This window comes from Pararhodobacter sp., assembly GCF_034676075.1.
Lineage (GTDB): Bacteria > Pseudomonadota > Alphaproteobacteria > Rhodobacterales > Rhodobacteraceae > Pararhodobacter.
Map to the genome: position 1 here is coordinate 122,209 of NZ_JAUCCQ010000002.1, position 22,954 is coordinate 145,162.

General features: G+C 68.7%; 30 protein-coding genes. 11 read left to right on the forward strand and 19 right to left on the reverse strand.

Translation table 11 applies throughout. The features are described from left to right. From VDQ18_RS01945 to gspG, 5 genes are read right to left on the reverse strand one after another with little or no spacing between them, the layout of a single operon-like run. A complete protein-coding gene (locus VDQ18_RS01945) occupies window positions 1-831 on the reverse strand; it encodes a hypothetical protein (RefSeq protein ID WP_323019334.1) in 831 nt (276 codons plus the stop codon). 44 nt (window positions 832-875) lie between these two features. Further along, window positions 876-1,412 carry a prepilin-type N-terminal cleavage/methylation domain-containing protein gene (locus VDQ18_RS01950; RefSeq protein ID WP_323019335.1) on the reverse strand — a complete coding sequence of 179 codons (537 nt, stop codon included), beginning with the start codon at window positions 1,410-1,412 and terminating at the stop codon, window positions 876-878. Beyond that, the gene (gspI, locus tag VDQ18_RS01955) at window positions 1,412-1,765 is read right to left on the reverse strand and encodes a type II secretion system minor pseudopilin GspI (protein ID WP_323019336.1); all 354 of its coding nucleotides are present in this window, start codon (window positions 1,763-1,765) and stop codon (window positions 1,412-1,414) included. Before gspI ends, VDQ18_RS01950 begins: the two co-directional genes overlap by 1 nt. Next, window positions 1,756-2,256, reverse strand: a complete 501-nt coding sequence (locus VDQ18_RS01960; RefSeq protein WP_323019337.1) for a GspH/FimT family pseudopilin — start codon at window positions 2,254-2,256, stop codon at window positions 1,756-1,758. The genes gspI and VDQ18_RS01960 overlap by 10 nt, the downstream gene beginning before the upstream one ends. Next, window positions 2,225-2,674, reverse strand: coding sequence for a type II secretion system major pseudopilin GspG (gene gspG / locus VDQ18_RS01965; RefSeq protein ID WP_323019338.1), 450 nt, complete (start codon window positions 2,672-2,674; stop codon window positions 2,225-2,227). The genes VDQ18_RS01960 and gspG overlap by 32 nt, the downstream gene beginning before the upstream one ends. A gap of 115 nt (window positions 2,675-2,789) precedes the next feature. Between gspG and VDQ18_RS01970 the strand changes: the two genes are divergently transcribed. Next, the gene (locus VDQ18_RS01970; RefSeq protein WP_323019339.1) at window positions 2,790-3,551 is read left to right on the forward strand and encodes a prepilin peptidase; all 762 of its coding nucleotides are present in this window, start codon (window positions 2,790-2,792) and stop codon (window positions 3,549-3,551) included. Here VDQ18_RS01970 and VDQ18_RS01975 read toward each other — a convergent pair. Both VDQ18_RS01975 and VDQ18_RS01980 read right to left on the reverse strand, forming a co-directional pair. Next, window positions 3,545-5,206, reverse strand: a complete 1,662-nt coding sequence (locus VDQ18_RS01975) for a Na/Pi cotransporter family protein (protein ID WP_323019340.1) — start codon at window positions 5,204-5,206, stop codon at window positions 3,545-3,547. The genes VDQ18_RS01970 and VDQ18_RS01975 overlap by 7 nt on opposite strands. A 9-nt stretch (window positions 5,207-5,215) precedes the next feature. After that, window positions 5,216-6,091, reverse strand: a complete 876-nt coding sequence (locus VDQ18_RS01980) for a MurR/RpiR family transcriptional regulator (protein ID WP_323019341.1) — start codon at window positions 6,089-6,091, stop codon at window positions 5,216-5,218. Between the two features lie 140 nt (window positions 6,092-6,231). Between VDQ18_RS01980 and VDQ18_RS01985 the strand changes: the two genes are divergently transcribed. The 8 genes from VDQ18_RS01985 (at window position 6,232) to VDQ18_RS02020 (ending at window position 14,898) form a co-directional block, all read left to right on the forward strand. Beyond that, window positions 6,232-7,068 (forward strand): N-formylglutamate amidohydrolase, encoded by an 837-nt coding sequence (locus VDQ18_RS01985; RefSeq protein WP_323019342.1) that lies wholly within the window; start codon window positions 6,232-6,234, stop codon window positions 7,066-7,068. Then, window positions 7,068-7,574: a TRAP transporter small permease subunit gene (locus VDQ18_RS01990; protein WP_323019343.1), complete on the forward strand. Its 507-nt coding sequence runs from the start codon at window positions 7,068-7,070 to the stop codon at window positions 7,572-7,574. The genes VDQ18_RS01985 and VDQ18_RS01990 overlap by 1 nt, the downstream gene beginning before the upstream one ends. After that, entirely contained in the window at window positions 7,574-8,902 is a 1,329-nt protein-coding gene (locus VDQ18_RS01995) for a TRAP transporter large permease (RefSeq protein WP_323019344.1), read from the forward strand. Before VDQ18_RS01990 ends, VDQ18_RS01995 begins: the two co-directional genes overlap by 1 nt. A gap of 51 nt (window positions 8,903-8,953) precedes the next feature. Continuing rightward, entirely contained in the window at window positions 8,954-9,991 is a 1,038-nt protein-coding gene (locus VDQ18_RS02000; RefSeq protein ID WP_323019345.1) for a TRAP transporter substrate-binding protein, read from the forward strand. A gap of 123 nt (window positions 9,992-10,114) precedes the next feature. After that, window positions 10,115-11,482, forward strand: a complete 1,368-nt coding sequence (locus tag VDQ18_RS02005) for a glutamine synthetase family protein (RefSeq protein ID WP_323019346.1) — start codon at window positions 10,115-10,117, stop codon at window positions 11,480-11,482. 218 nt (window positions 11,483-11,700) lie between these two features. Beyond that, window positions 11,701-12,285 carry a hypothetical protein gene (locus VDQ18_RS02010; protein WP_323019347.1) on the forward strand — a complete coding sequence of 195 codons (585 nt, stop codon included), beginning with the start codon at window positions 11,701-11,703 and terminating at the stop codon, window positions 12,283-12,285. 76 nt (window positions 12,286-12,361) lie between these two features. Further along, complete coding sequence (locus VDQ18_RS02015; protein ID WP_323019348.1) at window positions 12,362-13,747, forward strand: aldehyde dehydrogenase family protein; 1,386 nt, start codon at window positions 12,362-12,364, stop codon at window positions 13,745-13,747. After that, window positions 13,744-14,898 carry an iron-containing alcohol dehydrogenase gene (locus VDQ18_RS02020; RefSeq protein WP_323019349.1) on the forward strand — a complete coding sequence of 385 codons (1,155 nt, stop codon included), beginning with the start codon at window positions 13,744-13,746 and terminating at the stop codon, window positions 14,896-14,898. The genes VDQ18_RS02015 and VDQ18_RS02020 overlap by 4 nt, the downstream gene beginning before the upstream one ends. A 37-nt stretch (window positions 14,899-14,935) precedes the next feature. Here VDQ18_RS02020 and VDQ18_RS02025 read toward each other — a convergent pair whose 3' ends face one another. From VDQ18_RS02025 to VDQ18_RS02060, 8 genes are all read right to left on the reverse strand, one after another. Beyond that, complete coding sequence (locus tag VDQ18_RS02025) at window positions 14,936-15,094, reverse strand: DNA gyrase inhibitor YacG (RefSeq protein WP_323019350.1); 159 nt, start codon at window positions 15,092-15,094, stop codon at window positions 14,936-14,938. Continuing rightward, complete coding sequence (locus tag VDQ18_RS02030; protein ID WP_323019351.1) at window positions 15,091-16,122, reverse strand: ribonuclease E/G; 1,032 nt, start codon at window positions 16,120-16,122, stop codon at window positions 15,091-15,093. The genes VDQ18_RS02025 and VDQ18_RS02030 overlap by 4 nt, the downstream gene beginning before the upstream one ends. Then, the gene (locus tag VDQ18_RS02035) at window positions 16,119-16,682 is read right to left on the reverse strand and encodes a nucleoside triphosphate pyrophosphatase (protein WP_323019359.1); all 564 of its coding nucleotides are present in this window, start codon (window positions 16,680-16,682) and stop codon (window positions 16,119-16,121) included. Before VDQ18_RS02035 ends, VDQ18_RS02030 begins: the two co-directional genes overlap by 4 nt. Next, complete coding sequence (gene infA / locus VDQ18_RS02040) at window positions 16,682-16,900, reverse strand: translation initiation factor IF-1 (RefSeq protein WP_107753147.1); 219 nt, start codon at window positions 16,898-16,900, stop codon at window positions 16,682-16,684. The genes VDQ18_RS02035 and infA overlap by 1 nt, the downstream gene beginning before the upstream one ends. Before the next feature lie 76 nt (window positions 16,901-16,976). Further along, on the reverse strand, window positions 16,977-17,885 hold the full coding sequence (locus VDQ18_RS02045) for a carbon-nitrogen hydrolase family protein (RefSeq protein ID WP_323019352.1): 909 nt from the start codon (window positions 17,883-17,885) through the stop codon (window positions 16,977-16,979). Further along, window positions 17,882-18,466, reverse strand: a complete 585-nt coding sequence (locus tag VDQ18_RS02050) for a GNAT family N-acetyltransferase (RefSeq protein WP_323019353.1) — start codon at window positions 18,464-18,466, stop codon at window positions 17,882-17,884. The genes VDQ18_RS02045 and VDQ18_RS02050 overlap by 4 nt, the downstream gene beginning before the upstream one ends. Then, window positions 18,463-18,876 carry a ketosteroid isomerase-related protein gene (locus tag VDQ18_RS02055; RefSeq protein WP_323019354.1) on the reverse strand — a complete coding sequence of 138 codons (414 nt, stop codon included), beginning with the start codon at window positions 18,874-18,876 and terminating at the stop codon, window positions 18,463-18,465. The genes VDQ18_RS02050 and VDQ18_RS02055 overlap by 4 nt, the downstream gene beginning before the upstream one ends. A gap of 102 nt (window positions 18,877-18,978) precedes the next feature. Continuing rightward, window positions 18,979-19,830 carry an SDR family oxidoreductase gene (locus tag VDQ18_RS02060; protein ID WP_323019355.1) on the reverse strand — a complete coding sequence of 284 codons (852 nt, stop codon included), beginning with the start codon at window positions 19,828-19,830 and terminating at the stop codon, window positions 18,979-18,981. 109 nt (window positions 19,831-19,939) lie between these two features. Here VDQ18_RS02060 and VDQ18_RS02065 point away from each other — a divergent pair, with 109 nt between their 5' ends. Next, complete coding sequence (locus tag VDQ18_RS02065; RefSeq protein ID WP_416235079.1) at window positions 19,940-20,374, forward strand: winged helix-turn-helix transcriptional regulator; 435 nt, start codon at window positions 19,940-19,942, stop codon at window positions 20,372-20,374. On the opposite strand, the gene VDQ18_RS02070 is transcribed toward VDQ18_RS02065, so the two are convergent. The 4 genes from VDQ18_RS02070 to rpmH all read right to left on the reverse strand — a co-directional run bounded on the left by VDQ18_RS02070 (window position 20,334) and on the right by rpmH (window position 21,908). Next, window positions 20,334-20,726, reverse strand: coding sequence for a low molecular weight phosphatase family protein (locus VDQ18_RS02070; protein WP_107753157.1), 393 nt, complete (start codon window positions 20,724-20,726; stop codon window positions 20,334-20,336). The two genes, VDQ18_RS02065 and VDQ18_RS02070, sit on opposite strands and share 41 nt — an antisense overlap. Window positions 20,727-20,791: 65 nt before the next feature. Further along, the gene (locus VDQ18_RS02075) at window positions 20,792-21,271 is read right to left on the reverse strand and encodes a UPF0262 family protein (RefSeq protein ID WP_323019356.1); all 480 of its coding nucleotides are present in this window, start codon (window positions 21,269-21,271) and stop codon (window positions 20,792-20,794) included. 72 nt (window positions 21,272-21,343) lie between these two features. Beyond that, entirely contained in the window at window positions 21,344-21,751 is a 408-nt protein-coding gene (gene rnpA / locus VDQ18_RS02080) for a ribonuclease P protein component (protein WP_107753161.1), read from the reverse strand. 22 nt (window positions 21,752-21,773) lie between these two features. Continuing rightward, entirely contained in the window at window positions 21,774-21,908 is a 135-nt protein-coding gene (rpmH, locus tag VDQ18_RS02085; RefSeq protein WP_107753163.1) for a 50S ribosomal protein L34, read from the reverse strand. Between the two features lie 168 nt (window positions 21,909-22,076). On the opposite strand from rpmH, the gene VDQ18_RS02090 reads away from it, so the two are divergent. Then, window positions 22,077-22,954, forward strand: an 878-nt coding sequence (locus tag VDQ18_RS02090; RefSeq protein WP_323019357.1) for an MFS transporter, incomplete at its 3' end; no start/stop codon positions are given.

Consider the following 22,954-nt stretch of genomic DNA (forward strand, 5'->3'; position numbering starts at 1 on the left):
TCAGGGCCCTGGTACAGACAACAGCACGGCGCCGGGCCCCTCGGCCCCGCCCGTATCCACAACAGCAGACCGGCGCAGCACCACGCTGTCAAGTCGCGCCTCGACCTCCAGCACGAAGCGCCGCGACGTGACCCCCAGCCGCACCGCCGCCAGCGCCTCGGCGGCAGGCTCGCCCAGCCGCTGGCGCAGCCAGGCAGTGAGAACCTCAGCGCTCGGCACCGGGTCACTCTCCAGCCGCCGGACCAGCAGGTCGAGGCCGGAGCCCCCCAGTTCGGGCAACAGCGCGGCCAGCACCGGCGGCGGCAGGGTGTTGATGTTCATCGCCTCGCTGCCCGGCCAGGCGGCGATCAGCGGGGCGAGCGTCGCCCAGGCCCCGGGCTCGCCCGCCAGCGCGCCCAGCAGCAGGGGGGCGCTGGGGAGCAAGTCCTCGGCAGCGGCAGCGATCTCGGTCAGGGCGCGGGTCTGCGCTGCCTCGGACAGGCCCTGCGCCGCGGCAAGGCGCCGGAACGCGGCCTGATACCGCTGGTCCGGGTCGCCGCGCAGCAGGTTCAGGTTGAACCGCCCCTGAAGGTCGAAGGCCCGCCAGGACAGGCTGCCCCGGTCGAGCGGCACCCCGTCCCGTGGCTGCGCCCAGTCCTGACGGCGGTGGACCTCGCCCCGCGCGGGCAGGAGGCGCCGCACCTCCGCAACCCCGGCATCGAGGTAGAGCGCCGTCTGATCCCCGGTGGACCGCCATTCCAGCCGGGCGCGGGCGGCCTCGGCCCGCAGCAGCAGGGCCGCAGCCACCGCGGCGATGGCAGCGACGATCAGCAGCGCCTGGATCAGCGCCATGCCCCGATTGCGGCTCCCCGGATTGCGGCTCCCCCGATTGCTGCTCATCGTGCCACCACCAGCCGGAGGCGGCCCCAGAGCGCCGTTTCCAGCGTCACCTCGTAGCCCGGCGCCAGCAGGCGGGGGTCCGCCTCGTCCCCCTCGGGCAGGCCCAGCGGCACCAGTGCAAGCGCCGTCACCCCCTCCAGTATCACCCGGGCCGGACCGCCGGAGCCCTGCGGCATCCGGCTCAGCTGGCGGCTGAGCCGCCCCTCGGCCACCGACCAGAGCACGCTTCCCGCCCCGGTCGAGGGATCGCCGGGCAGATCGGCCAGCCCGCCCCGCAGCCAGCGCAGGCGGCCGGGCTCGACGGCGATCCCGGCGGTCACGGTGTCGCCGGTCATGGGTGGCGGCAGCGCCGCCTCCAGATCCTGCCGCAGCGCCGACAGCGTGCGGATCAGCGCCGCCGAGCGGTCATCGACCCGGTTCAGGACCGCCCGCTGCTGGAAGACACCGCCCAGCGCCTGAACCCCCATGATCGAGACGACGGCAAGGATCGCCATGGCCGCCAGCAGCTCGATCAGGGTGAAGCCGCGCCGCATCAGGGTCGCTCTCGCGCGACGATGGTGACGAGGCGCGCGCCGGGACGGTTCGGAGCAGAGACGAGGATCGTCGCCTCGATCATCCCGGAAGCGGTCGCCGCCTCCTCGACCGAGACATGCCAGTCGATGCGGCCCTGGGTCACGCGGTCGGGCAGGCGGCGGCCTGCCTGCATGCCGTCGAGCCGCAACTCGGCCGCGCGGTTCAGCGCCACCTCGGCGGCCAGTGCCCGGTCAACCTGCCCGCCGACGCCGCGCTGCGCCTGATCGAGGCTGCGATAGGCGGCAACCGCGCCCAGCGCCAGGATCGCCACCGCCACCGCCAGTTCGATCAGGGTGAAGCCCCTCACTCGCATGCCAGCACCCCCCCGGCCGGCGCCCGGCAGACCCGCCGCTCGCTGCCGCTGAGGATCGTCACCGCATAGGGTGTGCTGCCGCCATCGGCGGCGATCTGGACGGGCGGGGCCTCCGTGCCCGGGCTGTCGAGGCTGGGCAGATAGGGACGGTCCGCGACCTCCCAGACCAGACGCGCGGCGCCGAGGGAAAGTGTCGAGCCCTCCGCCTGCCACGCCAGGCCGTCGCGGCGCATCAGCGTCCAGCCGTCTTCCCGCGGGAACAGGCCCAGCGTGCCACGCCCCAGAAGCGCCTGGTCGCGGGCCCGCCGGTCGGCCAGCACCAGCCTCTCGGCCGCCGAGACCGCCCCAGGCTGCGCGAAAAGGCCCCCGGCGGAAAGGCCGACGCCCAGCGACAGGATGGCGACGATCGCCACCACAACCAGCAGTTCGATCAGCGTGAAGCCCCGCGCGGGGTGGCGGCTACCGCCCCTGCCAGCTGGTGATATCGGCATCCGCGCCGCTGCCCCCGCTGCGCCCGTCCGCCCCGTAGCTGACGATGTCGAAATCGCCGTGCACGCCGGGTGAGAGATAGAGGTAAGGCCGTCCCCAGGGATCGTCCGGCACCCGCTCCAGATACCCGCCTTGCGCCCAGTTCTGCGGCACGGGCGCGGCGGTCGGCCTTGCAGCCAGCGCGGCCAGCCCCTGATCGGTGGTCGGCAGGCTGCCGGTATCCAGCCGGTAGAGGCCCAGCGCCGCGGTGATCGCCGCGATATCGGCCTGCGCCCGGGCGGCACGGGCCTGATCGGGCCGGTCGATGACCCGGGGCACGATGACCACGGCCAAAAGAGCCAGGATCACCACCACCACCATGAGCTCGATCAGGGTAAGCCCCGCGTCCCGTCTGAGGGCCCGGTTTTTACGCGCGCGCATGCCGGGGAAATGCGCTTTACTACTCGCTACCATCACATCACCAACAACCGAACGAGATGTTCTCCTCCGACCCTAGCGCCGCTTCCCCTCTGCGACAACCGGGCGCATCACCCGCATGATGCTGGCCGTCCTCCTGGGGCTTCTGGGCGCCGCCATGGGCTCGTTCGCGGCGCTGCTGGCCGAGCGGCTGGTGCGGGGCGAGGGCTTCGTGCGCGGCCGCTCGCGCTGCCGGTCCTGCGGCACGGCGCTGGGTGCGGCCGAGCTGGTGCCGCTGCTGTCCTTTCCGCTGCTCAGCGGGCGCTGTCGCCATTGTCAGGCGCCGATCCCGCCGGTGCTGTGGCAGGCCGAAATCGTCGGCATGCTGATGGGCGTGGCGGCGGGGGCGCTGGCATGGGATCCCTGGCGAGGCCTGCTGATGGCGGGCTGGATGTGGAGCCTTCTGGCACTGGCCGTGGCGGATCTGCGCTGGTTCCGCCTGCCCTTGCCGCTGCTGGCGCTCAACGCCGCGCTGGGCTTCGGCATGGCGATGGCGGGCGACGGGCTGGGCTGGCCGTTGCCCGGGGACCGGCTGACCATCGCGCTGGCCGGGGCGGCGGCGGGGGGCGGGGCCTTCTGGCTGATCCGTGTGGCCTATGCCTGGCTGGCGGGGCGGCAGGGGATGGGCTTGGGTGACGTGCTGCTCATGGCTGCGCTGGGCCTGGCGCTGGGCATCCCGCGCCTGCCCATGGTCGTCCTGCTGGCAGCCCTGTCGGCGCTGGCCGTCGCGGTGCTGCGGGCGCTGGTGAAGGGCCGCAGCCTCAGGCGCCTTGGCCGCGTGCCCTTCGGCGCGGCGCTGGCGCTGGCGGCGGCGCTGGTCGCGGTCTTCGTCCCCTACTGACCCGGTGCCAGACGCGAGCGCAGCACCTCGCCGCGTTCCTCCAGGATGGGCAGCGCCACGGAAACCAGCAGCGAGTTGATCTCCTTGTAGGCCCTGAGCGCCTCCAGATGCCAATGGCTGGTGGCAAGGCTCTCGGCATTGCCAGCGCTCAGCCGCCCCAGATGCGCCTGATGGCTGTCGCGCTCCAGTGCCCGCATGACCTCTTTCTCGCGCATCAATTGCCGCGCGGCGTCCGGGTCGCCCGAGATCAGCACGTTCATCGCCAGTTGCAGGTTGGTCAGCACCCGCGCATGCATGGCCCTGAGTTCGTCCCGCCCCTTGGCCGAGAAGCTGCGCCCGCTCGCCGTCTTCTTCTGCGCCACCGGAAGCAGCGATTTGGCGACGATATCGCCCGCGTATTCCAGATTGATCGCAACCCCCGTCAGATGCAAGGATTCCCGCGCCTCGTCCGCCGTCAGCCCGCCCTCGTTCAGCGCGGCTAGGAACAGCTTCACATCGGCGTGGCGGCGGTTCATCTCCTCGTCCAGCGCGCTGGTCGCGGCCAGCAGGTCGGGCGGCGCCCCGTCCAGAAGCTGCGGCGCCGGGCGCAGCATTTCCTCCAGCGCGGCGCCCATCAGCAGCAGTTCGCGCTTGGCCGAGGCCAGCGCCAGCTGCGGCAGAGCCAGCGTGGCGCGGTCCAGCGCCGTCTTGCGCCGCTGCCCGGCGATCACCGGCTGTGGCTGCTCGGGTGCCAGCCGTTCGGCCAGCCACAGTGCCGGGCGGATCAGCGGCAGGGCGCAGACAGCGATCACCGCGTTGAAGACCACATGCGCGTTGACGATGCGGACCGAGGCCCCCTCGCCCAGCCAGGCGGGCAGCCCGGCGCCCGTCATCCAGCCCAGCCACAGCAGGACCAGCGCCGCCGCCCCGCGCAGGATCAGGTTGCCGAGCGGGATGCGGCGCGAGACCGGGTCCATGCCCCGCGTCAGCCAGACAGCGATCACCGCGCCGCCGACATTGGCGCCCAGGAGCATCGGCAGCGCCGCGGTCATCGGCAGCCCGCCGCCCTGCGCCAGCGCCGCCAGCAAGAGGACCGTCGCGACCGAGGAATGCACCAGCCACGCCAGCAGCGCCGCCACGAGGAAGGACATCAGCGCATCGCGGCCGAGGTAATCCATGATGACCGGCAGCGCCGCCGATTCCCGCATCGGCAGGGTCGCCTGACCGATCATCTGCAGGCTGAGCAGCACGAAACCGACGCCCAGCACGATGCGGCCGTATTGCTTGGCGCGCCGCGCCTCGACCTTCAGGAACAGGACGCAGCCGGTCAGGATCAGGATCGGCACCAGTTCGGACAGGTCCAGCGCCAGCAGCCGCACCACCAGCGCCGAGCCCAGATCCGCGCCCAGCAAAGCCGCCAACCCGGTCGCCACGGTGACGATGCCTGAGGCGGCAAAGCCCGCCGCCAGCACGCCCACCGCCGTGGCGCTCTGCAACAGCATCGCCAGCACCATCCCGCCCAGCGCCGCCGTCACCCGGTTGCCCGAGGCACCCTGCAAGCGGTCCCTGAGCGCCGCGCCATGCGCCCGCTCGATGCCGGTACGGACCATGCGCACGGCGTAGAGCAGCAGCATCACCGCCGCGGCCAGGTTGATCAGGATCAGGATCGGATGCATGGCGCGCCCCTATCGCGCCCGGCGGAAGAGTTGCGCGCGGGCATACAGGGCCTCCATACGCCGCAGCCGGTCCGCCGTCTCGTCCCAACTGCGGTTCTGCACACCCGCGAGCAGCGCCTCGACCAACATGACCAGCGCGGTGATCGAATCCCAGGCAGAAGGCGCTTCGATATGGCAGGGCAGGATATGCTGCGCATGGGCCGCGGCGGGCGAAACCCAGCGGTCGGTGATCAGCACCACCTCGGCCCCCTGCGCCCGCGCCATCTCGACGATATGCAGGACCGAGGCCTCGTAGCGGCGGATGTCGAAAGCGACCAGCACGTCGCCCGCCCGCATGTCCAAAAGCGCGGGCGGCCAGGAATTGGGCAGGTTGGACCAGAGGCTCACCTCGCCCCGGGTCACGCGCAGGGTGGTGGCGAAGTATTCCGCCACCGGATGCGTCAGCCGCCCACCCAGCATGGCGATCCGCCGCTCGCGGTCGGCCAGCAGCGCTGTCACCGCGTCGAAGCCCGCGTGGTCGATCTGGCCCAGCGTGGCGGTCACATTCTCCACCACCTTGGCCGCGAAAGCGTCGAGCACATGGTCCGAGGCGCCCGCCCCCGCCCATTTCTCGCGCTTGGCGATGGGGGAGGCGAGTTTCTCGCCGACCTCCTCGCGCAGGGAGGCCTGAAACTCGGGATAGCCGGAATAGCCCAGCTTCTGCACCAGCCGCACCACGGTCGGCCCGCTGACCCCAGCCCCCCGTGCCACCGAGGCGACCGAGCCCAGCACGGCGACCGGGTAATTGCCCAGCATATGCGCGGCCAGCTGCCGTTCGGCCCGGGTCAGGTCCGGCATGGCGGCGCGCAGGCGCGCCTCTGGAGTATCCGCTGGCGTGTCGTTCATCGGGGTCCCGGCCTGGTGCTCAGAAAACAGCCTAGCGCCGTTTGTGCGATTTGTAACAGAAATTTCCCTTCCGAAAAGAACTTGACAGAATTGCCCGCGATGGCCGAGGCTTCACCCACCGATACCCGGAGTTCCTGCTCATGCCCCTCTCCGCCGCGCGTGCCGCCGACGCCCTTCTGCCGCATTTCGAGGGGCTGGTGGAGCACTGGGATGCCTCGGGCGCACCCGGTCAGGGCGCGGGGCCGGCGGGGCTGGTGCTGATCTGCGACCATGCCTCGAACGTGCTGCCGCTGGACTGGCCGGTGCTGGGCGGCGATCTGGGATTGTCGGCCGAGGCGCAGGTCTCGCACGCGGCCTGGGACATCGGCGCGCTGGGACTGGCGCGGGGGCTGGCGGCCCGGCTGGCGCCGGTCACCGGGGGCACGGTGCTGGTTTCGGCGCCGCTGTCGCGGCTGGCCTATGACCTCAACCGCGCGCCCGATCACCCCGCCGCCATGCCGGCGATGTCCGAGGTCCATGAGGTCCCCGGCAACCGCGACCTGACCGCCGCCGACCGGCTGGCCCGGACCGAGGCGATCTGCCTGCCCTTCCACGCCACCCTCGCGACCGAGATCGCCCGGCTGGTCGCCCGGGGCCGCCGTCCGGCGCTGATCGCCGTGCATTCCTTCACCCCGGTCTATTTCGGCATGAAACGTGCCGTCGAATTCGGGGTAATCCATGACGACGACCAGACCCTGACCCATGCGGTGATCGAGGCGGCCAAGGGCTGCGGCCTCGATACCCGCCTGAACGAGCCCTATTCGGCGGCGGGCGACGTGACCCATACGATCCGCCTGCATGCCGTGCCGCTGCGGCTGCCGAACACCATGCTGGAGATTCGCAACGACCTGATCGCCGACGCCCCGGCGCAGGCCGCCATGGCCGACAGGCTGGCGCCGGTGCTGGCCACGGCGCTGACCGCGACGGGGGCCGTGTGATGCCCCGGTTTCTGGTCGCCTATGTCCGTTGGGTCGAAAGGTTCAACTGGCTCTTCGGCCGGATCGCCATGTATTCGCTCTTGGCGCTGATGGGGGTCATGCTCTACGGCGCGCTGGCCCGGGCCTTCGGCAGCCCGCCGATCTGGACCGACGAGATGGCCCAGTTCCTGCTCATGGGCTATTTCATGATCGGCGGCGCCTATGCGCTGCAGCTGGGGTCCGCGGTGCGCATGGACCTGCTCTATTCCCGCTGGTCCGACAAGACGCGGGCGCTGGTCGATATCCTGACCGTGGGATCGCTGCTCTTCTACCTGATCGTCCTTCTTTGGGGCGGCTGGGAGAGCCTGCAATACGCCTTGGAATACGGCGAGCGGCGCCGGGGCCTCTGGCGGCCCTATATGGCGCCGGTCAAGGCGATCATGGTGCTGGGCATCCTGATGATGATCCTTCAGGTCCTGGCCTTCACCATCCGTGACATCGCACGCCTGAAAGGCGAGGAGATCTGATGCCCACCGAGATGATCGCCGCGCTGATGTTCGGCAGCCTCCTGCTGCTGATGCTGACCGGACAGCGGATGTTCGGCGTGATCGGCTTCGTCGCCGTCGTGGCCGCGCTGTTCCTCTGGGGCGACCGGGGCGGGCATGACATCGCCTTCTCGCAGGCCTTCAAGCTGATGAACTGGTTCCCGCTCATCACGCTGCCGATGTTCATCTTCATGGGCTACGTGCTGTCGGAATCGCGGCTGGCCGATGACCTGTACCGGATGTTCCACGTCTGGTTCGGGCCGGTGCCCGGGGGCCTCGCCATCGGGACCATCGTGCTGATGGTGCTGATTTCCGCCATGAACGGGCTTTCGGTCGCGGGCATGGCCATCGGCTCGACCATCGCGCTGCCGGAACTGCTGAAACGAAACTACGACAAGAGGATGGTGACAGGGGTGATCCAGGCGGGCTCATCGCTGGGCATCCTGATCCCGCCCTCGGTCGTGATGGTGCTTTACGCGATGATCGCCCGGCAGCCGGTGGCGCAGCTGTGGCTCGCCGGCATCCTGCCGGGGCTGATGATGGCCTCGCTCTTCATCGCCTATATCTGGCTGCGCTGCCGCCTCAACCCGGCGCTGGGGCCGGTCCTGTCGGCCGAGGAACGCGCGGCGATCTCGACCTCCGAGAAATACCGCCTGCTGCTGGCGGGCGTGCTGCCGCTGGGCATCTTCCTGGTGATGATGGTGCCCTTCATCCTGGGTTATACGCGGCTGGTCGAAAGCTCGGTGATCGGCGCGCTCGCCGCCGTCGCCGCCTCGGTCTACAAGAAGCGCATGACCCGTCAGGTCTGGGAGACCTGCCTGGTGCAGACCCTCTCGGTCAGCTGCATGTTCCTGTGGATCATCCTGGCGGCGCTGGCCTTCGGCGCGATCTTCGACGGGCTGAGGGCGGTCGAGTTCGTGCGCGACTTCTTCATCACCGATCTGGGCCTGAACCGCTGGCAGATCCTGATCCTGATGCAGCTGAGCTTCATCCTGATGGGGACCTTCCTCGATGACACCGCCATGCTGGTGATCGTGGCGCCCTTGTATGTGCCGATCGTGCGGGCGCTGGAATTCGATCTGGTGTGGTACGGTGTGCTTTATACGATCACCTGCCAGATCGCCTATATGACGCCGCCCTTCGGCTATAACCTGTTCCTGATGCGGGCCATGGCGCCCTCCAGCGTGTCGCTCGCCGATATCTACCGCTCCATCGTGCCCTTCGTGGGGGTGATGATCCTCGGCCTGGCGCTGATCATGATCTTCCCGCAGATCGCGCTCTGGCTGCCGCAGACGCTGTATAATCCCTGAACCCAGAAGGCCCAAAGGCCCGCCCCAAGTCCAACAGAAGGAGATACGGAAATGACGACGACGAGACGGAAGTTCCTGACCACCAGCGCCCTCGGCGGCGCAGCGGCGCTGGCGGCTCCGGCGGTTCACGCGCAATCGACGATCCGCTGGCGGATGCAGACCTATGCGGGCGCGGCGCTGGGCGAATTCGTGGTGAAACCGGCGGTCGACATGTTCAACGCCATCGCCGGCGACGAGATGCAGATCGACCTCTATTACGCCGACCAGCTGGTCCCCACGGGCGAGCTGTTCCAGGCCATGCAGCGCGGCACCATCGACTGCGTGCAATCGGACGACGATTCCATGGCGTCGCCGACCGAGGTCACCGTCTTCGGCGGCTATTTCCCGCTGGCCAGCCGCTATTCTCTGGACGTGCCCGCGCTCTTCAACAACTGGGGCCTGAACGAGATCTGGGGCGAGGCCTATGCCGCGGTGGGCGTCAAGCACATCTCGGCCGGATCGTGGGATCCGTGCCATTTCATCACCTCCTCGCCGATCACCTCGCTGGCCGATCTTCAGGGCAAGCGGGTCTTCACCTTCCCGACCGCCGGGCGCTTCCTGTCGCAATTCGGCGTGGTGCCGGTGACCGTGCCGTGGGAGGACGTGGAGATCGCGCTGCAGACGCGCGAGATCGACGGCGTGGCCTGGTGCGGCGCGACCGAGGCCTATACCGTGGGCTGGGCCGATGTCACCAGCCACTTCCTGACCAACAACATCTCGGGCGCCTGGATCGGGCATTTCTTCTCGAACATGGACCGCTGGAACGAGCTGTCGCCGAAGCTGCAGAACCTGGTCGCGACCTGTTTCGAGCAGTCGCATTATTACCGCCAGCACTGGTACTGGGCGGGCGAGGCGCGCTACCGGACGGAAGGCACCAAGCTGGAACTGACGGCGATCCCCGATGCCGAATGGGCCACCGTCGAGACCGCGGCGCGGACCTTCTGGGACGAGATCGGCGCGGAAAGCGAGACCAAGGCGCGGGTCGTGCAGATCTTCAAGGATTACAATTCGGCCATGGATCGCGCCGGGCGGCCGTACCGCTATTCGTGACCGGGGAGAACGGGGGGCCAGCCCCCCGCACCCCCCGCCAAAGGGGCCCACGGGCCCCTTTGGAAACCCCGTGCGTATTTTAGGCAGAATGAAGGGGCGCGGCCTGCGCCCGGTGAGGAAACGATGAGCGGATATCTGACGCTGGAGACCCTGGGCGCGGCCTATGAGGCCGGCGAGATCGATACGGTGGTCGTGGCGGGCGTCGACATGCAGGGGCGGCTGATGGGCAAGCGCTTCCATGCCGCGCATTTCCTCAGCCATGGCTGGGAAGAGACCCATTGCTGCAATTACCTGCTGACCGTCGACATGGCGATGAACCCGGTCCCGGGCTATGAGGCGGCAAGCTGGGCGCAGGGGTATGGCGATTACCTGATGAAGCCGGATCTGGCGACCCTGCGGCGGGTGCCCTGGCTGGAGGGCACGGCGCTGGTGCTCTGCGATCTGCTGGACCATCACACGCATGAGGAGATCGCCGTCAGCCCGCGCGCCATCCTCAAGCGGCAGATCGCCCGGGCCAAGGCCCTGGGCTATGACGCGATGATGGCGACGGAGCTCGAATTCTTCGTCTTCGAGAACAGCTATGAGCAGTTCCGCGACAAGGGTTTCCAGAACCTCGTGCCGATCTCGGGCTATAACGAGGATTACCACATCTTCCAGACCACCAAGGAAGAGCCGCTGATGCGGGCCCTCCGCAACGGGCTTTACGGCGCGGGTATCCCGGTCGAGAACACCAAGGGCGAGGCCGAGGCGGGCCAGGCCGAGGTCAATATCCGCTATGCCGATGCGCTGACCACGGCCGACCACCACACGATCACCAAGGCGGCGACGCGCGAGATCGCCCATGCGATGGGCAAGTCCGTCACCTTCATGGCCAAATATCACCATGACAAGGCGGGCTCGTCCTCGCATGTGCACCAGTCGCTCTGGACCACGGGCGGCGAGGCGGCCTTCGCCGACAAGGCGGACGAGAACGGCATGTCGGCGCTGATGAAGCATTTCCTGGCGGGCCAGCTGGCCCATGCCCGCGAGATCACCCTGTTCCTCGCGCCTTACGTCAACAGCTACAAGCGCTTCTGCGTCGGGCTCTTCGCGCCGACCAAGGCGGTCTGGTCGGCCGACAACCGCACCGCGGGCTTCCGGGTCTGCGGCGCGGGAACCAAGGCGGTGCGGGTCGAATGCCGGATCGGCGGCGCCGACCTCAACCCCTATACCGCCTGCGCGGCGCTGCTGGCGGCGGGGCTGGACGGGATCGAGCAGAAGCTGGCGCTGGAGCCGGAGCTGAAGGGCGACATGTACGCGGCCGAGGGCGCGCGCGAGATCCCCAAGACCCTGCGCGAGGCGGCGGATCTGGCCGAAAGCTCCGACTGGCTGCGCAGCGCGCTGGGCGCGGCGGTGGTCGACCATTACGTTCACGCCGCCCGCTGGGAAATCGCCGAGGCCGACCGGGTCGTCACCGACTGGGAGCTGAAGCGGGGCCTGGAACAGGCCTGAGCCCCGGGACCCGATGCAGCATGGCGCAGCCCCGGCACCCCCTTGAACGGACAGCCTTGCCCCCGCCCGGAAGCGGGCGGCGCCCTGCCAAGCGCGGCCTGGGCAGGCACGGTCGCGGCCCCGTGTCTGGGCCGGAGCGGCGAAAAATGATAGTCTCCTCCTCATTGAAACCCGCCTCAGTCCGGTCCGGGCCGGGGCGGCCTGCCATGAGGTTTGACATGAAAAGACGTTTTTCCGCCCTGGCTGCGGCCGGGCTTGCCCTGACCCTTGCCGCCCCTGCCAGCGCCGATATCAGCCGCGGCTGCCGCGCCAGCATCGCCGTCATGGGGCCGAACATTTACAACAATCTCCAGCGCCTGATCGAAATGGACGCCTCGGGCACCTGCTCGAACGGGCGGCCGAACCAGTGCCGGGTCAATGCCCATGGCGCGCTCAGGGCCTGTATCGGCGCGCTCTGGACCGAACGGCGCAACCATGCCATCCCGGCCGCCTGCCAATCCTCCATCGGCGGCAACAGCCGCATGAACTGGACGCGCTGGGTCGGCATCTATCCCCATCTGCCGCATGGGCAGGACAGCCTTCTGGACCGGGTGCGGGTCGAGGCCTGCTGCCCGACCGACCGCTTCGACGTGGTGCATGTGCTGGTGCGCTACGGGATCGACGGCGACAACGGCTGCGCCGGTCAGGTCGATGGCCGGTTCCGCACCGTCGATCAGGGCGACCTGGACGCAAGCTTCCGCATTGATTGCGGCGCGCAGCGGGCGCGGGGCCTCTGCGGGCCGATCCGGCGGACCAATCCCTAGGCCCGGAACCCGGGCCTGACGAACACTTGCGGGGGCGGGCCACGGGGTCGGCCCCCGCGCTGACCAAGGAGCCAGAATGACGACCATCCAATGCCTCTCGCCCGTGGACGGGCGGATCTATGCCGAGCGGCCCGCCCTGCCCTTGGCCGAGGCCAAAGCCGCCGCCGCCCGCGCCAAGGCGGCGCAAAAGGACTGGGCCGCGCGCCCCTTGGACGAGCGCGTCGCGCTGGTCATGGCCGGGGTCGAGGCGCTGAACGCGATGAAGGCGCCGGTGGTCGAGGAACTGGCCTGGCAGATGGGCCGCCCAACCCGCTATGGCGGCGAATTCGGCGGCATGAACGAGCGCTCGCGCTACATGGCCAGCATCGCCGCGACAGCGCTGGCACCGACGATGGTCGAGGATGGCGCCACCTTCCGCCGCTACATCGCGCGGGAAGCGGTGGGCGTGGTGCTGGTCATTGCGCCCTGGAACTATCCCTACATGACAGCGATGAACACGATTGTCCCGGCGCTGATCGCGGGCAATGCGGTGATGCTGAAACACGCCTCGCAGACCCTGCTGGTCGGAGAGCGGATCGGCATGGCGATGGCCGAGGCCGGGGTTCCGGCCGATGTCTTCCAGAACGTCGTGCTGGACCATGCCACGACCGAGGCGCTGATCGGTGCCCGGGCCTTCGGCTTCGTCAATTTCACCGGGTCGGTCGGCGGCGGCGTCGCCATCGAAAAGGCGGCGGCGGGCACCTTCACCGGGGTCGGGCTGGAACTGGGCGGTAAGGATCCGGGCTATGTCCGGGCGGATGCCGATCTGGACGCCGCGGTGGACAGCCTGATGGACGGCGCCATGTTCAACGCGGGCCAATGCTGCTGCGGGATCGAGCGGATCTATGTCCACGAGAGCCTCTATGACGCCTTTGTCGAGAAGGCGGTCGCCTGGGTGAAGGCGCTGAAACTCGGCAACCCGTTCGAGCCGGAAACCACGCTCGGCCCGATGGCCCATGCCCGCTTCGCCCGCATCGTGCGCGAGCAGGTGGCCGAGGCCGTGGCCGCCGGAGCCACGCCGCTGATCGACCCCGCGCTTTTCCCCGCCGATGACGGCGGCGCTTATCTGGCCCCGCAGATTCTGGTCAACGTCGATCATTCCATGCGGGTAATGACCGAGGAGAGCTTCGGCCCGGTGGTCGGCATCATGAAGGTCTCGGGCGACGAGGAGGCCATCGCCCTGATGAACGATTGCCACTACGGGCTCACCGCCTCGATCTGGACCGCCGATACCGAGGCCGCCGCCGAGATCGGCGCGCGGATCGAGACCGGCACCGTGTTCATGAACCGCTGCGACTATCTCGACCCGGCCTTGTGCTGGACCGGCTGCAAGGATACCGGCCGGGGCGCCGCGCTCTCGGCGCTGGGCTATCAATCGGTCACGCGGCCGAAATCCTACCATCTGAAAAAGGTCACGAAATGAACGTCCCCACCATGAACTGGTCCTACCCTACGGCCGTGAAATTCGGCGTGGGGCGCGTCAAGGAACTGGCCGACCACGCCAAGGCGGTCGGCATGAAGGCCCCGCTGCTGGTCACCGACAAGGCGCTGGCCGCCCTGCCGATCACCGCCGAGGCGCTGTCGGTGCTGGAGGCTGGAGGGCTGGGGAAGGCGCTCTTCTCCGAGGTCGACGCCAACCCGACCGAGGCGAACATGGCCGCGGGCATCGCCGTCTACAAGGCGGGCGGGCATGACGGGGTGATCTGCTTCGGCGGCGGCTCGGCGCTGGATCTGGGCAAGATGATCGCCCTGATGGCCGGGCAAGCCGCCTCTCTGTCGGTCTGGGATCTGGAGGATATCGGCGATTGGTGGACCCGCGCCGATGCCTCGAAAATCGCGCCAATCATCGCCGTGCCCACGACCGCCGGGACCGGCTCGGAAGTCGGCCGCGCGGGGGTTCTGACCAACGCCACGACCCACAAGAAGAAGATCATCTTCCACCCGGCCCTGATGCCGAAGGTCACGATCTGCGACCCGGCGCTGACCGTGGGCATGCCGAAGTTCATCACCGCCGGCACCGGCATGGACGCGCTGGCGCATTGTCTTGAGGCCTATTGCAGCCCCTTCTACCATCCGATGAGCCAAGGCATCGCGCTGGAAGGGATGCGGCTGGTGTTCGAGAACCTGCCGAAGGTCTATGCGACACCGGACGATCTGGAAGCCCGCGCGCATATGATGTCGGCTGCCGCCATGGGGGCCGTCGCCTTCCAGAAGGGTCTGGGCGCCATCCATTCGCTGAGCCACCCGATCGGCGCGGTCTACAACACCCATCACGGCACGACGAACGCCGTGGTCATGCCGATGGTGCTGGATTTCAACCGGTCGGCCATCGAGGAGCGCCTGACCCGCGCCGCCGCTTATATCGGCATCGCGGGCGGGTTCGAGGGGTTCCGCGCGGCGGTGATGGACCTGCGTTCGACGCTCGCAATCCCGGCCAACCTGACCGCGCTGGGCGTCACCAATCCCGACCTCGCCACGCTGACCGAGATGGCGCTGGAGGACCCCTCCTGCGGCGGCAACCCGATCGAGATGAATGCCGAGAATACCCGCGCGCTGTTCGAAGCCTGCCTCTGACAAGAAAAACGCCGCGCCCTTGCGGGGGCGCGGCGGCTTATTCTTCCTCGTCGTCCGGGACCGGCGGTTCGGCGGTGGGGATCCGGTAATCCTCGCGGAACCATCGGGCCAGATCGACATCGGCGCAGCGTTTCGAGCAGAAGGGCTTGTAGGCCTCGACCGTTGGCTTGCCGCATTGCGGGCATTTCCCGCTCATGACAGCCAGTCCGGCAAGGGCGCCCGGTCCCGGCGCCGCGTCAGTTCGAAATTGCCCAGGGGCGTCCAGCCCGCGACCGAGGCCTCGCCCGCATCGGCGCGCAACGCCTTGCTGATCACCTGTTCCAGCACATGCCGGTCACGCTTGGGACAGGGGGCGAAATCGACGATCACCATCCCGCCGAGGCCCCGCAACCGCAGCTGCCGCGGCAGGTCGCGCGCCGCGGCAATCGAGGCCTTGAGCCCCGCCGCAGGCGAGGTATCGGCGCCGGTGTTCACATCGACCGCGACAAAGGCCCGCGTCGCCTGGATATGCATCGAGGCGCCGCCTTCCAGCCGCACCTCGGGCGTGAGCAGCGCCGCGATCTGATCCAGCGCGCCGGAATGTTCCAGCGCGTCGGGGCCGTCATCGACCTCATCGACATCGCCCCAGTCGCGCCAGGCCAGCTCATGCGGCCCGGGCGCGTCGACCAGCAGCTCCGGCCCGCCGGAAAGATCGGCCAGTACCGCCTCGGCCAGCACCCGCATCTGGGCGATATCGGTGGTGATTTCCTCGTCCGAGGCCGCCTCGCAGGCCGAGCGCAGGATCAGGCCCAGACTCTCGTCCGCGCCCTCCATCCCCTCGGTGGCGAGCGCCGCGAGTTCGGCCCTGAGCCCCTCATCCCGAATGGCGCGCGAGATGTTGAGGCCGGGCGCCTCGGGCGTGACGATGGCATAGCGGGATTTGAACAGCAGCCGCTGCGTCAGCGGCAGCGCCTTGCCCGGCTCGGAGGCACCGGCGACCTGCACCAGGATCTTCTGCCCCGGCGCCAGCCCCTTGGGCGCGCGCAGGAAGCCGGAGACACCATCAGGCAGGTCGACGAAGACGCCCCCCAGCCCCTTGACCGGCCGACCGACGACGCCGCGCAGGATGGCGCCCGGGGCGATCCCGTCCTCTTCAAGCGCGAGGTCGGTCAGCTGCCCGTCCACCATCAGCGCCGCGACCTCGCGCTCGCCGATATGGCCCAGGGCGATCACGCTGCCCTTCATGCCCGATACCCCGCGGCGTTAAGGAGCGTGGCGGTCTCGGCCAGCGGCAGGCCGACAACGGCGCTGAACGAGCCCTGAATCCACGGAATGAACGCCCCGGCCCGGCCCTGGATGCCATAGCCGCCCGCCTTGCCCTGCCATTCGCCGCTGGCGAGGTAGGAATTCAGCTCATCGTCGGACAGGCGTTTCATCTTCACCGCGGTTTCCACCACCCTCTCCCAGACCTGCGCCCCGCGCTTCACCGCCACGGCGGTGATCACGGTATGGCGCCGCCCGGCCATGTCGGTGAGGAACTTGGCTGCCTCGGCCGCGCTTTCGGGCTTGCCGAGGATGCGGCGGCCCAAAGCCACGGTGGTATCGGCGCAGAGCACGATCTCATCCCCGGCGGCCACGACAGCCGCCGCCTTCTCGGCCGCCATGCGCGCGCAATAGGGACGCGGCAATTCACGGGGACGGGGCGTTTCGTCGATATCGGCGGGGCGCACGGCATCCGGGACGATGCCGATGGTCGCCAGCAGGTCCAGCCGCCGGGGGCTGGCCGAACCCAGGATAAGCTTCATCACTTGAAGCGATAGTTGATCCGGCCCTTGGTCAGATCGTAGGGCGTCATCTCGACCTGAACGCGGTCGCCTGCGAGGACACGGATGCGGTTCTTCCGCATCTTGCCTGCCGTATGCGCGATGATCACATGGCCGTTGTCCAGCTCGACCTTGAACGTCGCGTTCGGCAGGAGTTCCTTCACGACGCCGGGAAATTCGAGCAGTTCTTCCTTGGCCATGGTCTCTCCAAATGGGTATCCGCCCGCATGAAGCAGGCGCCAGCCATATGCGCCTTCAAGGGCGGGTTTTCAAGGATTAACTTGCACCGCGCCGGACGGTTCCTTTTGCCAGCCGCGCGTCCTGTTCTTCCCAGTGCCGGAAATTGAGCACCCCGCCATTGGCGCGGGTCCAGGCGATCAGGTCGCGCGACACGCGGTCCATCATCCAGCAGGCCTCGTTCATGCCGCTCATCACCAAAAGCCCGTCCTCGGGCCAGCCCTGATCCGGCGGGCCATAGAGGGCCGAAGCGCCGGTATTCTCCTCGACACCCGCGCACCAGGGGGCCGTGCCGACCAGACAGGAATGCGCGGCGACGCATTGGTTTTCCAGCGCCCTCGCCTGCGCGCCGATGCGGACCCGCCAATAGCCCGCCTTGGTTTCGGTGCAGGACGGGACGAGCAGGATCTCCACCCCCTCCTCGGCCAGCTTGCGGGCCAGCAAGGGGAATTCGCTGTCATAGCAGATCGCGACGCCGATCTTGCCCAAGGGCGTGTCGAACACACTCAGCCCCTCGGTCCCGGGCACCACGTTCCATTCCTCGCGCTCGAAGCGGGTCATGATCTGCTTGTCCTGATGGCCGATCACCCCGCCCGGCCCGTAGAGCGTGGCGCGGTTCACCGGCCGCTCGCCGGTGAAGACGGGCCCGGAAGGGCCCAGGATGTGGATCCCGTGCCGCGCCGCCAAAGCGCAGAACAGCGCATCCATGGCGGGCCGGTGGCGGGCCACCTCGTGCAGCGCGCGTTCCAGATCGGCCGCGACCTCGGCCCCGCCGAGGCTGGCCAATTCCATCGCCCCGTATTCGGGAAAGACCAGCAGTTCGGCCCGCGCGCCCGCGGCATTGCCGACCCAGCCAGAGATCTTGGCCTCATATTCGGCGAAGCTGTCGAACCAGCTCAGGGGATAGGCAGCGGCGGCGATGGTGACCTCGGTCTGGGCTTCGGTCATGGCAGCTCACGGATCCAGAATTGCAGGGGTTTGGGTGTTTCGAGGCTATCGCCCAGATCCTTCCAGCGGAAGGTGGCAATGGCGCCGGGCAGGGGCGCGTAGCCCCGCGAACGCCAGAACCCGTCCAAGGGACGGTAATCTGCGGGATGCGCCGGGTGATCCGCGGGCCGCTCGACCCGGCAAAATGCAACATGGCGGCGGCCCAGAGCGGCCGCTTTTGCCTCGCGGATGTCAAAGAACCGATGTCCGACGCCGCGGCCGCGATAATCCGGCAGCAGCACCGATTCGGCACAATAGAAAATGTCAGACAGCGCCAGCCCCGAGGAGGCGAAGGCCTGGGCGAAATCCTCGGCGTGGTCCTCCATCGGCGTGCCGGTGGCGGCACCGACCAGCGCCTCGCCGTCAAAGGCCCCCGCCACCACCGCCCGCGGGTTGTCGCGGTAGGGCGCAAGGTATTCGCGCTCGTAGTCCAGCGAGCCGTCATAGAGATAGGGCCAGTCGCGAAACACCGCGATGCGGAGCCGCGCCACGCCGTCCAGCGCCGCGTCCAGCGCCGGGCCGGAAAGCGCCTCGACCCTCATCCGCCGACCTGCCGCAACCATTCCTGCAGATTGTAATAGGTGGTGACGCGGGTGATCTTGCCATCCTGGAGGCTGAAGAACCCGCCCGCGGGCAGGACATAGGTCTGGCCATGCGCCTCGGGCAGGCCCGGGTCGGTCTTGAGGTAGGTGCCATTCACGATGAACTCGGCCGCGCCGCGGGTCCCGTCTTCCGAGCCATAGACCACCATCTCGGTCAGGGTCTCGCGATAGGTCTCGCTCATATGGGCGCAGAACTCGGCGAAGGCTTCCTTGCCCAGACGGGCCGTGCCCTCGTTGACGTGATGGGCGAAATCCGCGTGCAGGCAATCCAGCATCCCGGGAATGTCGCCCCGGTTGAAGGAATCGTAATAGGCCTGGATCGTGGCGCGGGCGGTCTCTGCTGGATTCACAGTGGTCTCCTGTTTCTTTGCAGGAAACATAGCGCCACCGGGCGCAGATTGAAGACCGAAAAACGTCAGGGGCGGGCCGTGATGCGACCCGCCCCGAGAGTGTCAGGCCAGCGCGGCGGCGACCGCCACCGACAGCGGGGTCGTGGGGCGCCCGATCAGCCGCGACAGCGTGCGGCTGTCGTCATAAAGCGCCCCCTCGGCCGAGCGCGCGTCGCTGTCGGCGAGGATCTGGGCGAAGCCCTCGGGCAGGCCGAAGCTTTTCAGCAGATCGACATAGGCGGCCTGCGGCATCGGCGCATAGGGCACCTCCTTGCCCGCCTGGCGCGAGACCTCGGCGGCGAAGTCGGTCATGGTGAAGGACTCATCACCGGCCAGTTCATAGACATTGCCGGTATGCCCGTCCTCGCTGGCCACCACGGCGATCGCCTCGGCAAAATCGGCGCGGGTGGCGGGCGAAACCTTGCCCGAGGCATTGACGCCGACGATGGCGCCCGCCGCCAGCGCACCCGCCAGGTTGCCGGTGTAATTCTCGGTGTACCAGCCGTTGCGCAGCAGCGTGGCAGGCAGGCCCGAAGCGGCGAGCGCGATCTCGGTCGCCTTGTGGTCCTCGGCCAGGATCATCGGCGAATCGGTCCCTTTCAGGAGCGAAGTATAGACCACCCGCCCGACGCCCGCGGCCTTGGCGGCGTCGATGACGTTGCGGTGCTGACCCGCCCGGTCGTTGAAATCGCTGGAGGAAATCAGGACCAGCACATCGACGCCCTTGAGCGGCGCTTCCAGCGTGGCGGGGGCGGTATAGTCGAAGGCGCGCGCTTCGATCCCCAGATCGGCGGCCTTGGCGGGATCGCGCACCAGCGCAACCAGATGGGCGGCGGGGGCGCGGCGTTTCAGGGCGGCGATGGCGAGGCGGCCGAGGTGGCCGGTGGCGCCGGTGATGGCGATGATCTGGGTCATGGCAGGGTCCTTCCAGGGATTGATGGCCAGGAGTTGATGGCCCCCATCTAGCCCTTTACTTACGCAATGTAAGTACCTACATAAATGTTAGTGTGAAATGGAGCCGATCATGGAAACCGCAGACAGAACAGCCGTCCGCGCGCAGCAGATGCTCGATGCCTACCGCCATGCCGATGTGATGGCCGCCGATTGCCCCTCGCGGCCGGTACTGCAGCATCTGACCAGCCGCTGGGGTGTCCTGGTGATGGCGGCGCTGTCCACCGGCACGCATCGCTTCGCTCAGCTTCGCCGCCGCATCGGCGGGGTCAGCGAGCGGATGCTGGCCCAGACCCTGCAACAGCTGGAAGGCGACGGCTTCGTCCTCAGGCGCGATCATGGCGAGGTGCCGCCCCGGGTCGATTACTCCCTGACGCCCTTGGGCGAGGGCGCAGCGGTGCATCTGGTGGCGCTGGCCGGCTGGATCGAGGCCAATTTCCCCGCCATCGCCGAGGCGCAGGCCGCGGTCAGCGCTCCGGCGGACCGAAGCGTTCCTGCATCCGCTTGAGGATCTGGTCGCGGGTCTGGCGGTAGGCCTGCAGCTTCGTCTCGCGCGTCTCGCCCAGGCCGGTCGGATCCATGATCGGCCAGTATTCGACATCGGTATGGGCGTAGCGGGTGAGTTCCAGCGCGGCGCGCTGGCTGGCGGGCGAGAGGGCGACGATCAGGTCGAAGCCGGACAGGTCGTCCCCCCAATCCATCATTTCCTCGAAACTGCGCGAGCGGTGGCGCGACAGCTCCACCCCCTTCTCGGCGCTGACGGCGATGGCGAAACCGTCGATGTCGAGGTCGTTGTGGACCCCGGCTGACTGCACATAGGCGCGCTGGCCATAGAGCTGTTTCATGAAGCCTTCGGCCATCGGCGAGCGGACTGCGTTATGATCGCAGCAGAACAATACTGAACTGGGAAAGCCTGAACCCAAGATCACGCCCCGCGGTTCAGGACGCTGATCAGGGTGAACAGGCGCCGCGCCGTATCGAGGTCGATCTCGGCCTTGCCCTCAAGCCGCTCCTGCAAGACCCGCGCCCCCTCGTTGTGGATGCCGCGGCGGGCCATGTCGATGGCTTCGATCTGGCTGGGCGGCAGGCGCTTCACTGCGTCGAAATAGCTGGCACAGATCTGGTCGTAATCCTTCACCACCTGCCGGAACGGACCCAGCGCCAGATGCAGCTCGCCCACCCTTGCGCCGTCTTCCTGGGCGATCTCCACCACCAGCCGCCGCTCGCGGATCGCCAGAGCCAGCCGGTAGGGACCGGGCGGGACCGGGCGGTCGTCGCGGTCGGGCAGCAGGAAGGAATTATCCTCGAGCAGGTCGAAGACTGCCACCTTGCGCTCCTGCTCCATCTCGGGCGTGGGGGCGGGAAGGCCGGAATCGTCGATGTCGATGTGGCAGATGCGGCTCATGCGTCGGTCTTTCAGGAGTGACCCGTCGGTCATGCCCCAGCACCGCCCCCGGATCAAGGCATCCTTGGCGTCTCAGCCGTGGACCCGCTCCATCGCCCGCCTGAGATCGGCCTGCAGATCCGCGAAGTCACGGCCGATGGTCGCCTCGGGCTTGCCGACCAGCACATAATCCCAGCCGGGGCGGCCCATTTCGGGCAGGATCTCACGCGCCAGCGCCCGCAGCCGCCGCTTGGCGCGGTTGCGGGCCACGGCATTGCCGACCTTCTTGGAACAGGTGAAGCCCACGCGGATGCCCTGCGCGGCCTCGGTCGCGGCACGCTCGCGCGCCTGCAACAGGAAACCCGCCACGGGAGCGCGGCGGGCGCGGGCAGCGAGCAGGAACTCGGCCCGTTTCTTCAGGACGATCAGGCATGAGGAAACCGCCGGGGCCGCCTGCATCCCCGTGTCGGGGCTGCCTTGGGGCGCGTCCGGCGGCGTCATATCCGTGCCGAAGCGGAAGGCCTCAGGCCGACAGCTTCTTGCGGCCGCGGGCGCGGCGCGCGTTCAGGATCTTCTGGCCGCTTTTGGTCGCCATGCGCGAGCGGAAGCCGTGGCGCTTCTTGCGAACCAGGTTCGACGGCTGGTAGGTGCGTTTCATCGCAACGGTCCTTCTGTCATGCCCGAATCCGGGAAAGGGATTCGAGGGCGTCATGTTCCGAGGGCCGGGCAATAGCCGGGCCAGCCGCGCAAGTCAACAAAGCCGCAGCGGGTTTTCGCAGAAAAAGGCGCGCTTGACACGCCCCCGGCGGCACCGCCCCATGGGGCCATGACCCTGATCGCTCGAAACCGGCCATTCCGGCTGCTTCTGTCATCGGCCGCGCTGGCCAATCTCGGCGACGGGATCGGTGCGCTGGCCTTTCCCTGGCTGGCGACGCTCATCACCCGCGACCCGCTGCTGATCGCGCTGGTGGCCTTTGCGACAAGGCTGCCGTGGTTCCTGCTGGCCATCCCCGCGGGCGTGCTCACCGACCGCCACGACCGGCGGCAATTGATGCTCAGGGCCGATGCCTTCCGCGCGCTGCTGGCCGTGGGCGCCGTGGCGCTGGCCATCGGCTTGAAGGACGGCACCGCGCCGGGGGGCGAACTGGCGGCGATTCTCTCGCTCTCGGCGCTGGCCTTCCTTCTGGGCTGCGCCGAGGTGGTGCGCGACAACGCCGCGCAGACCGTGCTGCCGTCGATCGTGGCGCCCGCCGATCTTGAACGCGCCAATGGCCAGATCTGGAGCGTCGAGAATATCGCCGGCTCCTTCATCGGCCCCCCGCTGGCCGGTCTGCTCATTGCGCTGGCCCTGCCCGTCCCCTTCGGCGCCGAAGCCATCGGCTTCGCGCTGGCCGCCTGGTTCGTCTGGGCCATCGCCCTGCCGCCCCGCGCCCGACCCGCCCGCCGCCACCCGCTGACCGAGGCGGCCGAGGCCTGGCGCTGGATGCGGGCGCATCCGGTGGTGCTGCGGCTGGCGATCATGCTGGGCATCCTCAACGCTTTCACCCTGATGGCGCTGACCGTGCTGGTTCTGGTGTCGCAGGATCGTCTGGGCCTCGGCCCCGCCGCCTATGGCGTGCTGCTGACCATCGAGGCCGCGGGCGCCGTCGCCGGCGGCCTCTTGGGTCCGGCGCTGGTGGCGCGGCTGGGGCCGGACCGCAGCGT

What these genes read in the sequence shown, in the direction of transcription:
- VDQ18_RS01995 (WP_323019344.1), top strand. Translation starts at nt 7,574, where the DNA reads ATGCCCACCGAGATGATCGCCGCGCTGATGTTCGGCAGCCTCCTGCTG.
- VDQ18_RS02050 (WP_323019353.1), bottom strand. Translation starts at nt 18,466, where the DNA reads ATGAGGGTCGAGGCGCTTTCCGGCCCGGCGCTGGACGCGGCGCTGGAC.
- VDQ18_RS02000 (WP_323019345.1), top strand. Translation starts at nt 8,954, where the DNA reads ATGACGACGACGAGACGGAAGTTCCTGACCACCAGCGCCCTCGGCGGC.
- VDQ18_RS02045 (WP_323019352.1), bottom strand. Translation starts at nt 17,885, where the DNA reads ATGACCGAAGCCCAGACCGAGGTCACCATCGCCGCCGCTGCCTATCCC.
- infA (WP_107753147.1), bottom strand. Translation starts at nt 16,900, where the DNA reads ATGGCCAAGGAAGAACTGCTCGAATTTCCCGGCGTCGTGAAGGAACTC.
- VDQ18_RS02075 (WP_323019356.1), bottom strand. Translation starts at nt 21,271, where the DNA reads ATGAGCCGCATCTGCCACATCGACATCGACGATTCCGGCCTTCCCGCC.
- VDQ18_RS02020 (WP_323019349.1), top strand. Translation starts at nt 13,744, where the DNA reads ATGAACGTCCCCACCATGAACTGGTCCTACCCTACGGCCGTGAAATTC.
- gspI (WP_323019336.1), bottom strand. Translation starts at nt 1,765, where the DNA reads ATGCGAGTGAGGGGCTTCACCCTGATCGAACTGGCGGTGGCGGTGGCG.
- VDQ18_RS02070 (WP_107753157.1), bottom strand. Translation starts at nt 20,726, where the DNA reads ATGGCCGAAGGCTTCATGAAACAGCTCTATGGCCAGCGCGCCTATGTG.
- VDQ18_RS02005 (WP_323019346.1), top strand. Translation starts at nt 10,115, where the DNA reads ATGAGCGGATATCTGACGCTGGAGACCCTGGGCGCGGCCTATGAGGCC.
- rpmH (WP_107753163.1), bottom strand. Translation starts at nt 21,908, where the DNA reads ATGAAACGCACCTACCAGCCGTCGAACCTGGTTCGCAAGAAGCGCCAC.
- VDQ18_RS02060 (WP_323019355.1), bottom strand. Translation starts at nt 19,830, where the DNA reads ATGACCCAGATCATCGCCATCACCGGCGCCACCGGCCACCTCGGCCGC.
- VDQ18_RS02025 (WP_323019350.1), bottom strand. Translation starts at nt 15,094, where the DNA reads ATGAGCGGGAAATGCCCGCAATGCGGCAAGCCAACGGTCGAGGCCTAC.
- VDQ18_RS02030 (WP_323019351.1), bottom strand. Translation starts at nt 16,122, where the DNA reads ATGAAGGGCAGCGTGATCGCCCTGGGCCATATCGGCGAGCGCGAGGTC.
- VDQ18_RS01950 (WP_323019335.1), bottom strand. Translation starts at nt 1,412, where the DNA reads ATGCGGCGCGGCTTCACCCTGATCGAGCTGCTGGCGGCCATGGCGATC.
- VDQ18_RS01970 (WP_323019339.1), top strand. Translation starts at nt 2,790, where the DNA reads ATGATGCTGGCCGTCCTCCTGGGGCTTCTGGGCGCCGCCATGGGCTCG.
- VDQ18_RS02035 (WP_323019359.1), bottom strand. Translation starts at nt 16,682, where the DNA reads ATGAAGCTTATCCTGGGTTCGGCCAGCCCCCGGCGGCTGGACCTGCTG.
- gspG (WP_323019338.1), bottom strand. Translation starts at nt 2,674, where the DNA reads ATGCGCGCGCGTAAAAACCGGGCCCTCAGACGGGACGCGGGGCTTACC.
- VDQ18_RS01990 (WP_323019343.1), top strand. Translation starts at nt 7,068, where the DNA reads ATGCCCCGGTTTCTGGTCGCCTATGTCCGTTGGGTCGAAAGGTTCAAC.
- rnpA (WP_107753161.1), bottom strand. Translation starts at nt 21,751, where the DNA reads ATGACGCCGCCGGACGCGCCCCAAGGCAGCCCCGACACGGGGATGCAG.
- VDQ18_RS01960 (WP_323019337.1), bottom strand. Translation starts at nt 2,256, where the DNA reads ATGCCGATATCACCAGCTGGCAGGGGCGGTAGCCGCCACCCCGCGCGG.
- VDQ18_RS01975 (WP_323019340.1), bottom strand. Translation starts at nt 5,206, where the DNA reads ATGCATCCGATCCTGATCCTGATCAACCTGGCCGCGGCGGTGATGCTG.
- VDQ18_RS01985 (WP_323019342.1), top strand. Translation starts at nt 6,232, where the DNA reads ATGCCCCTCTCCGCCGCGCGTGCCGCCGACGCCCTTCTGCCGCATTTC.
- VDQ18_RS01980 (WP_323019341.1), bottom strand. Translation starts at nt 6,091, where the DNA reads ATGAACGACACGCCAGCGGATACTCCAGAGGCGCGCCTGCGCGCCGCC.
- VDQ18_RS02065 (WP_416235079.1), top strand. Translation starts at nt 19,940, where the DNA reads ATGGAAACCGCAGACAGAACAGCCGTCCGCGCGCAGCAGATGCTCGAT.
- VDQ18_RS02010 (WP_323019347.1), top strand. Translation starts at nt 11,701, where the DNA reads ATGAAAAGACGTTTTTCCGCCCTGGCTGCGGCCGGGCTTGCCCTGACC.
- VDQ18_RS02015 (WP_323019348.1), top strand. Translation starts at nt 12,362, where the DNA reads ATGACGACCATCCAATGCCTCTCGCCCGTGGACGGGCGGATCTATGCC.
- VDQ18_RS01945 (WP_323019334.1), bottom strand. Translation starts at nt 831, where the DNA reads ATGGCGCTGATCCAGGCGCTGCTGATCGTCGCTGCCATCGCCGCGGTG.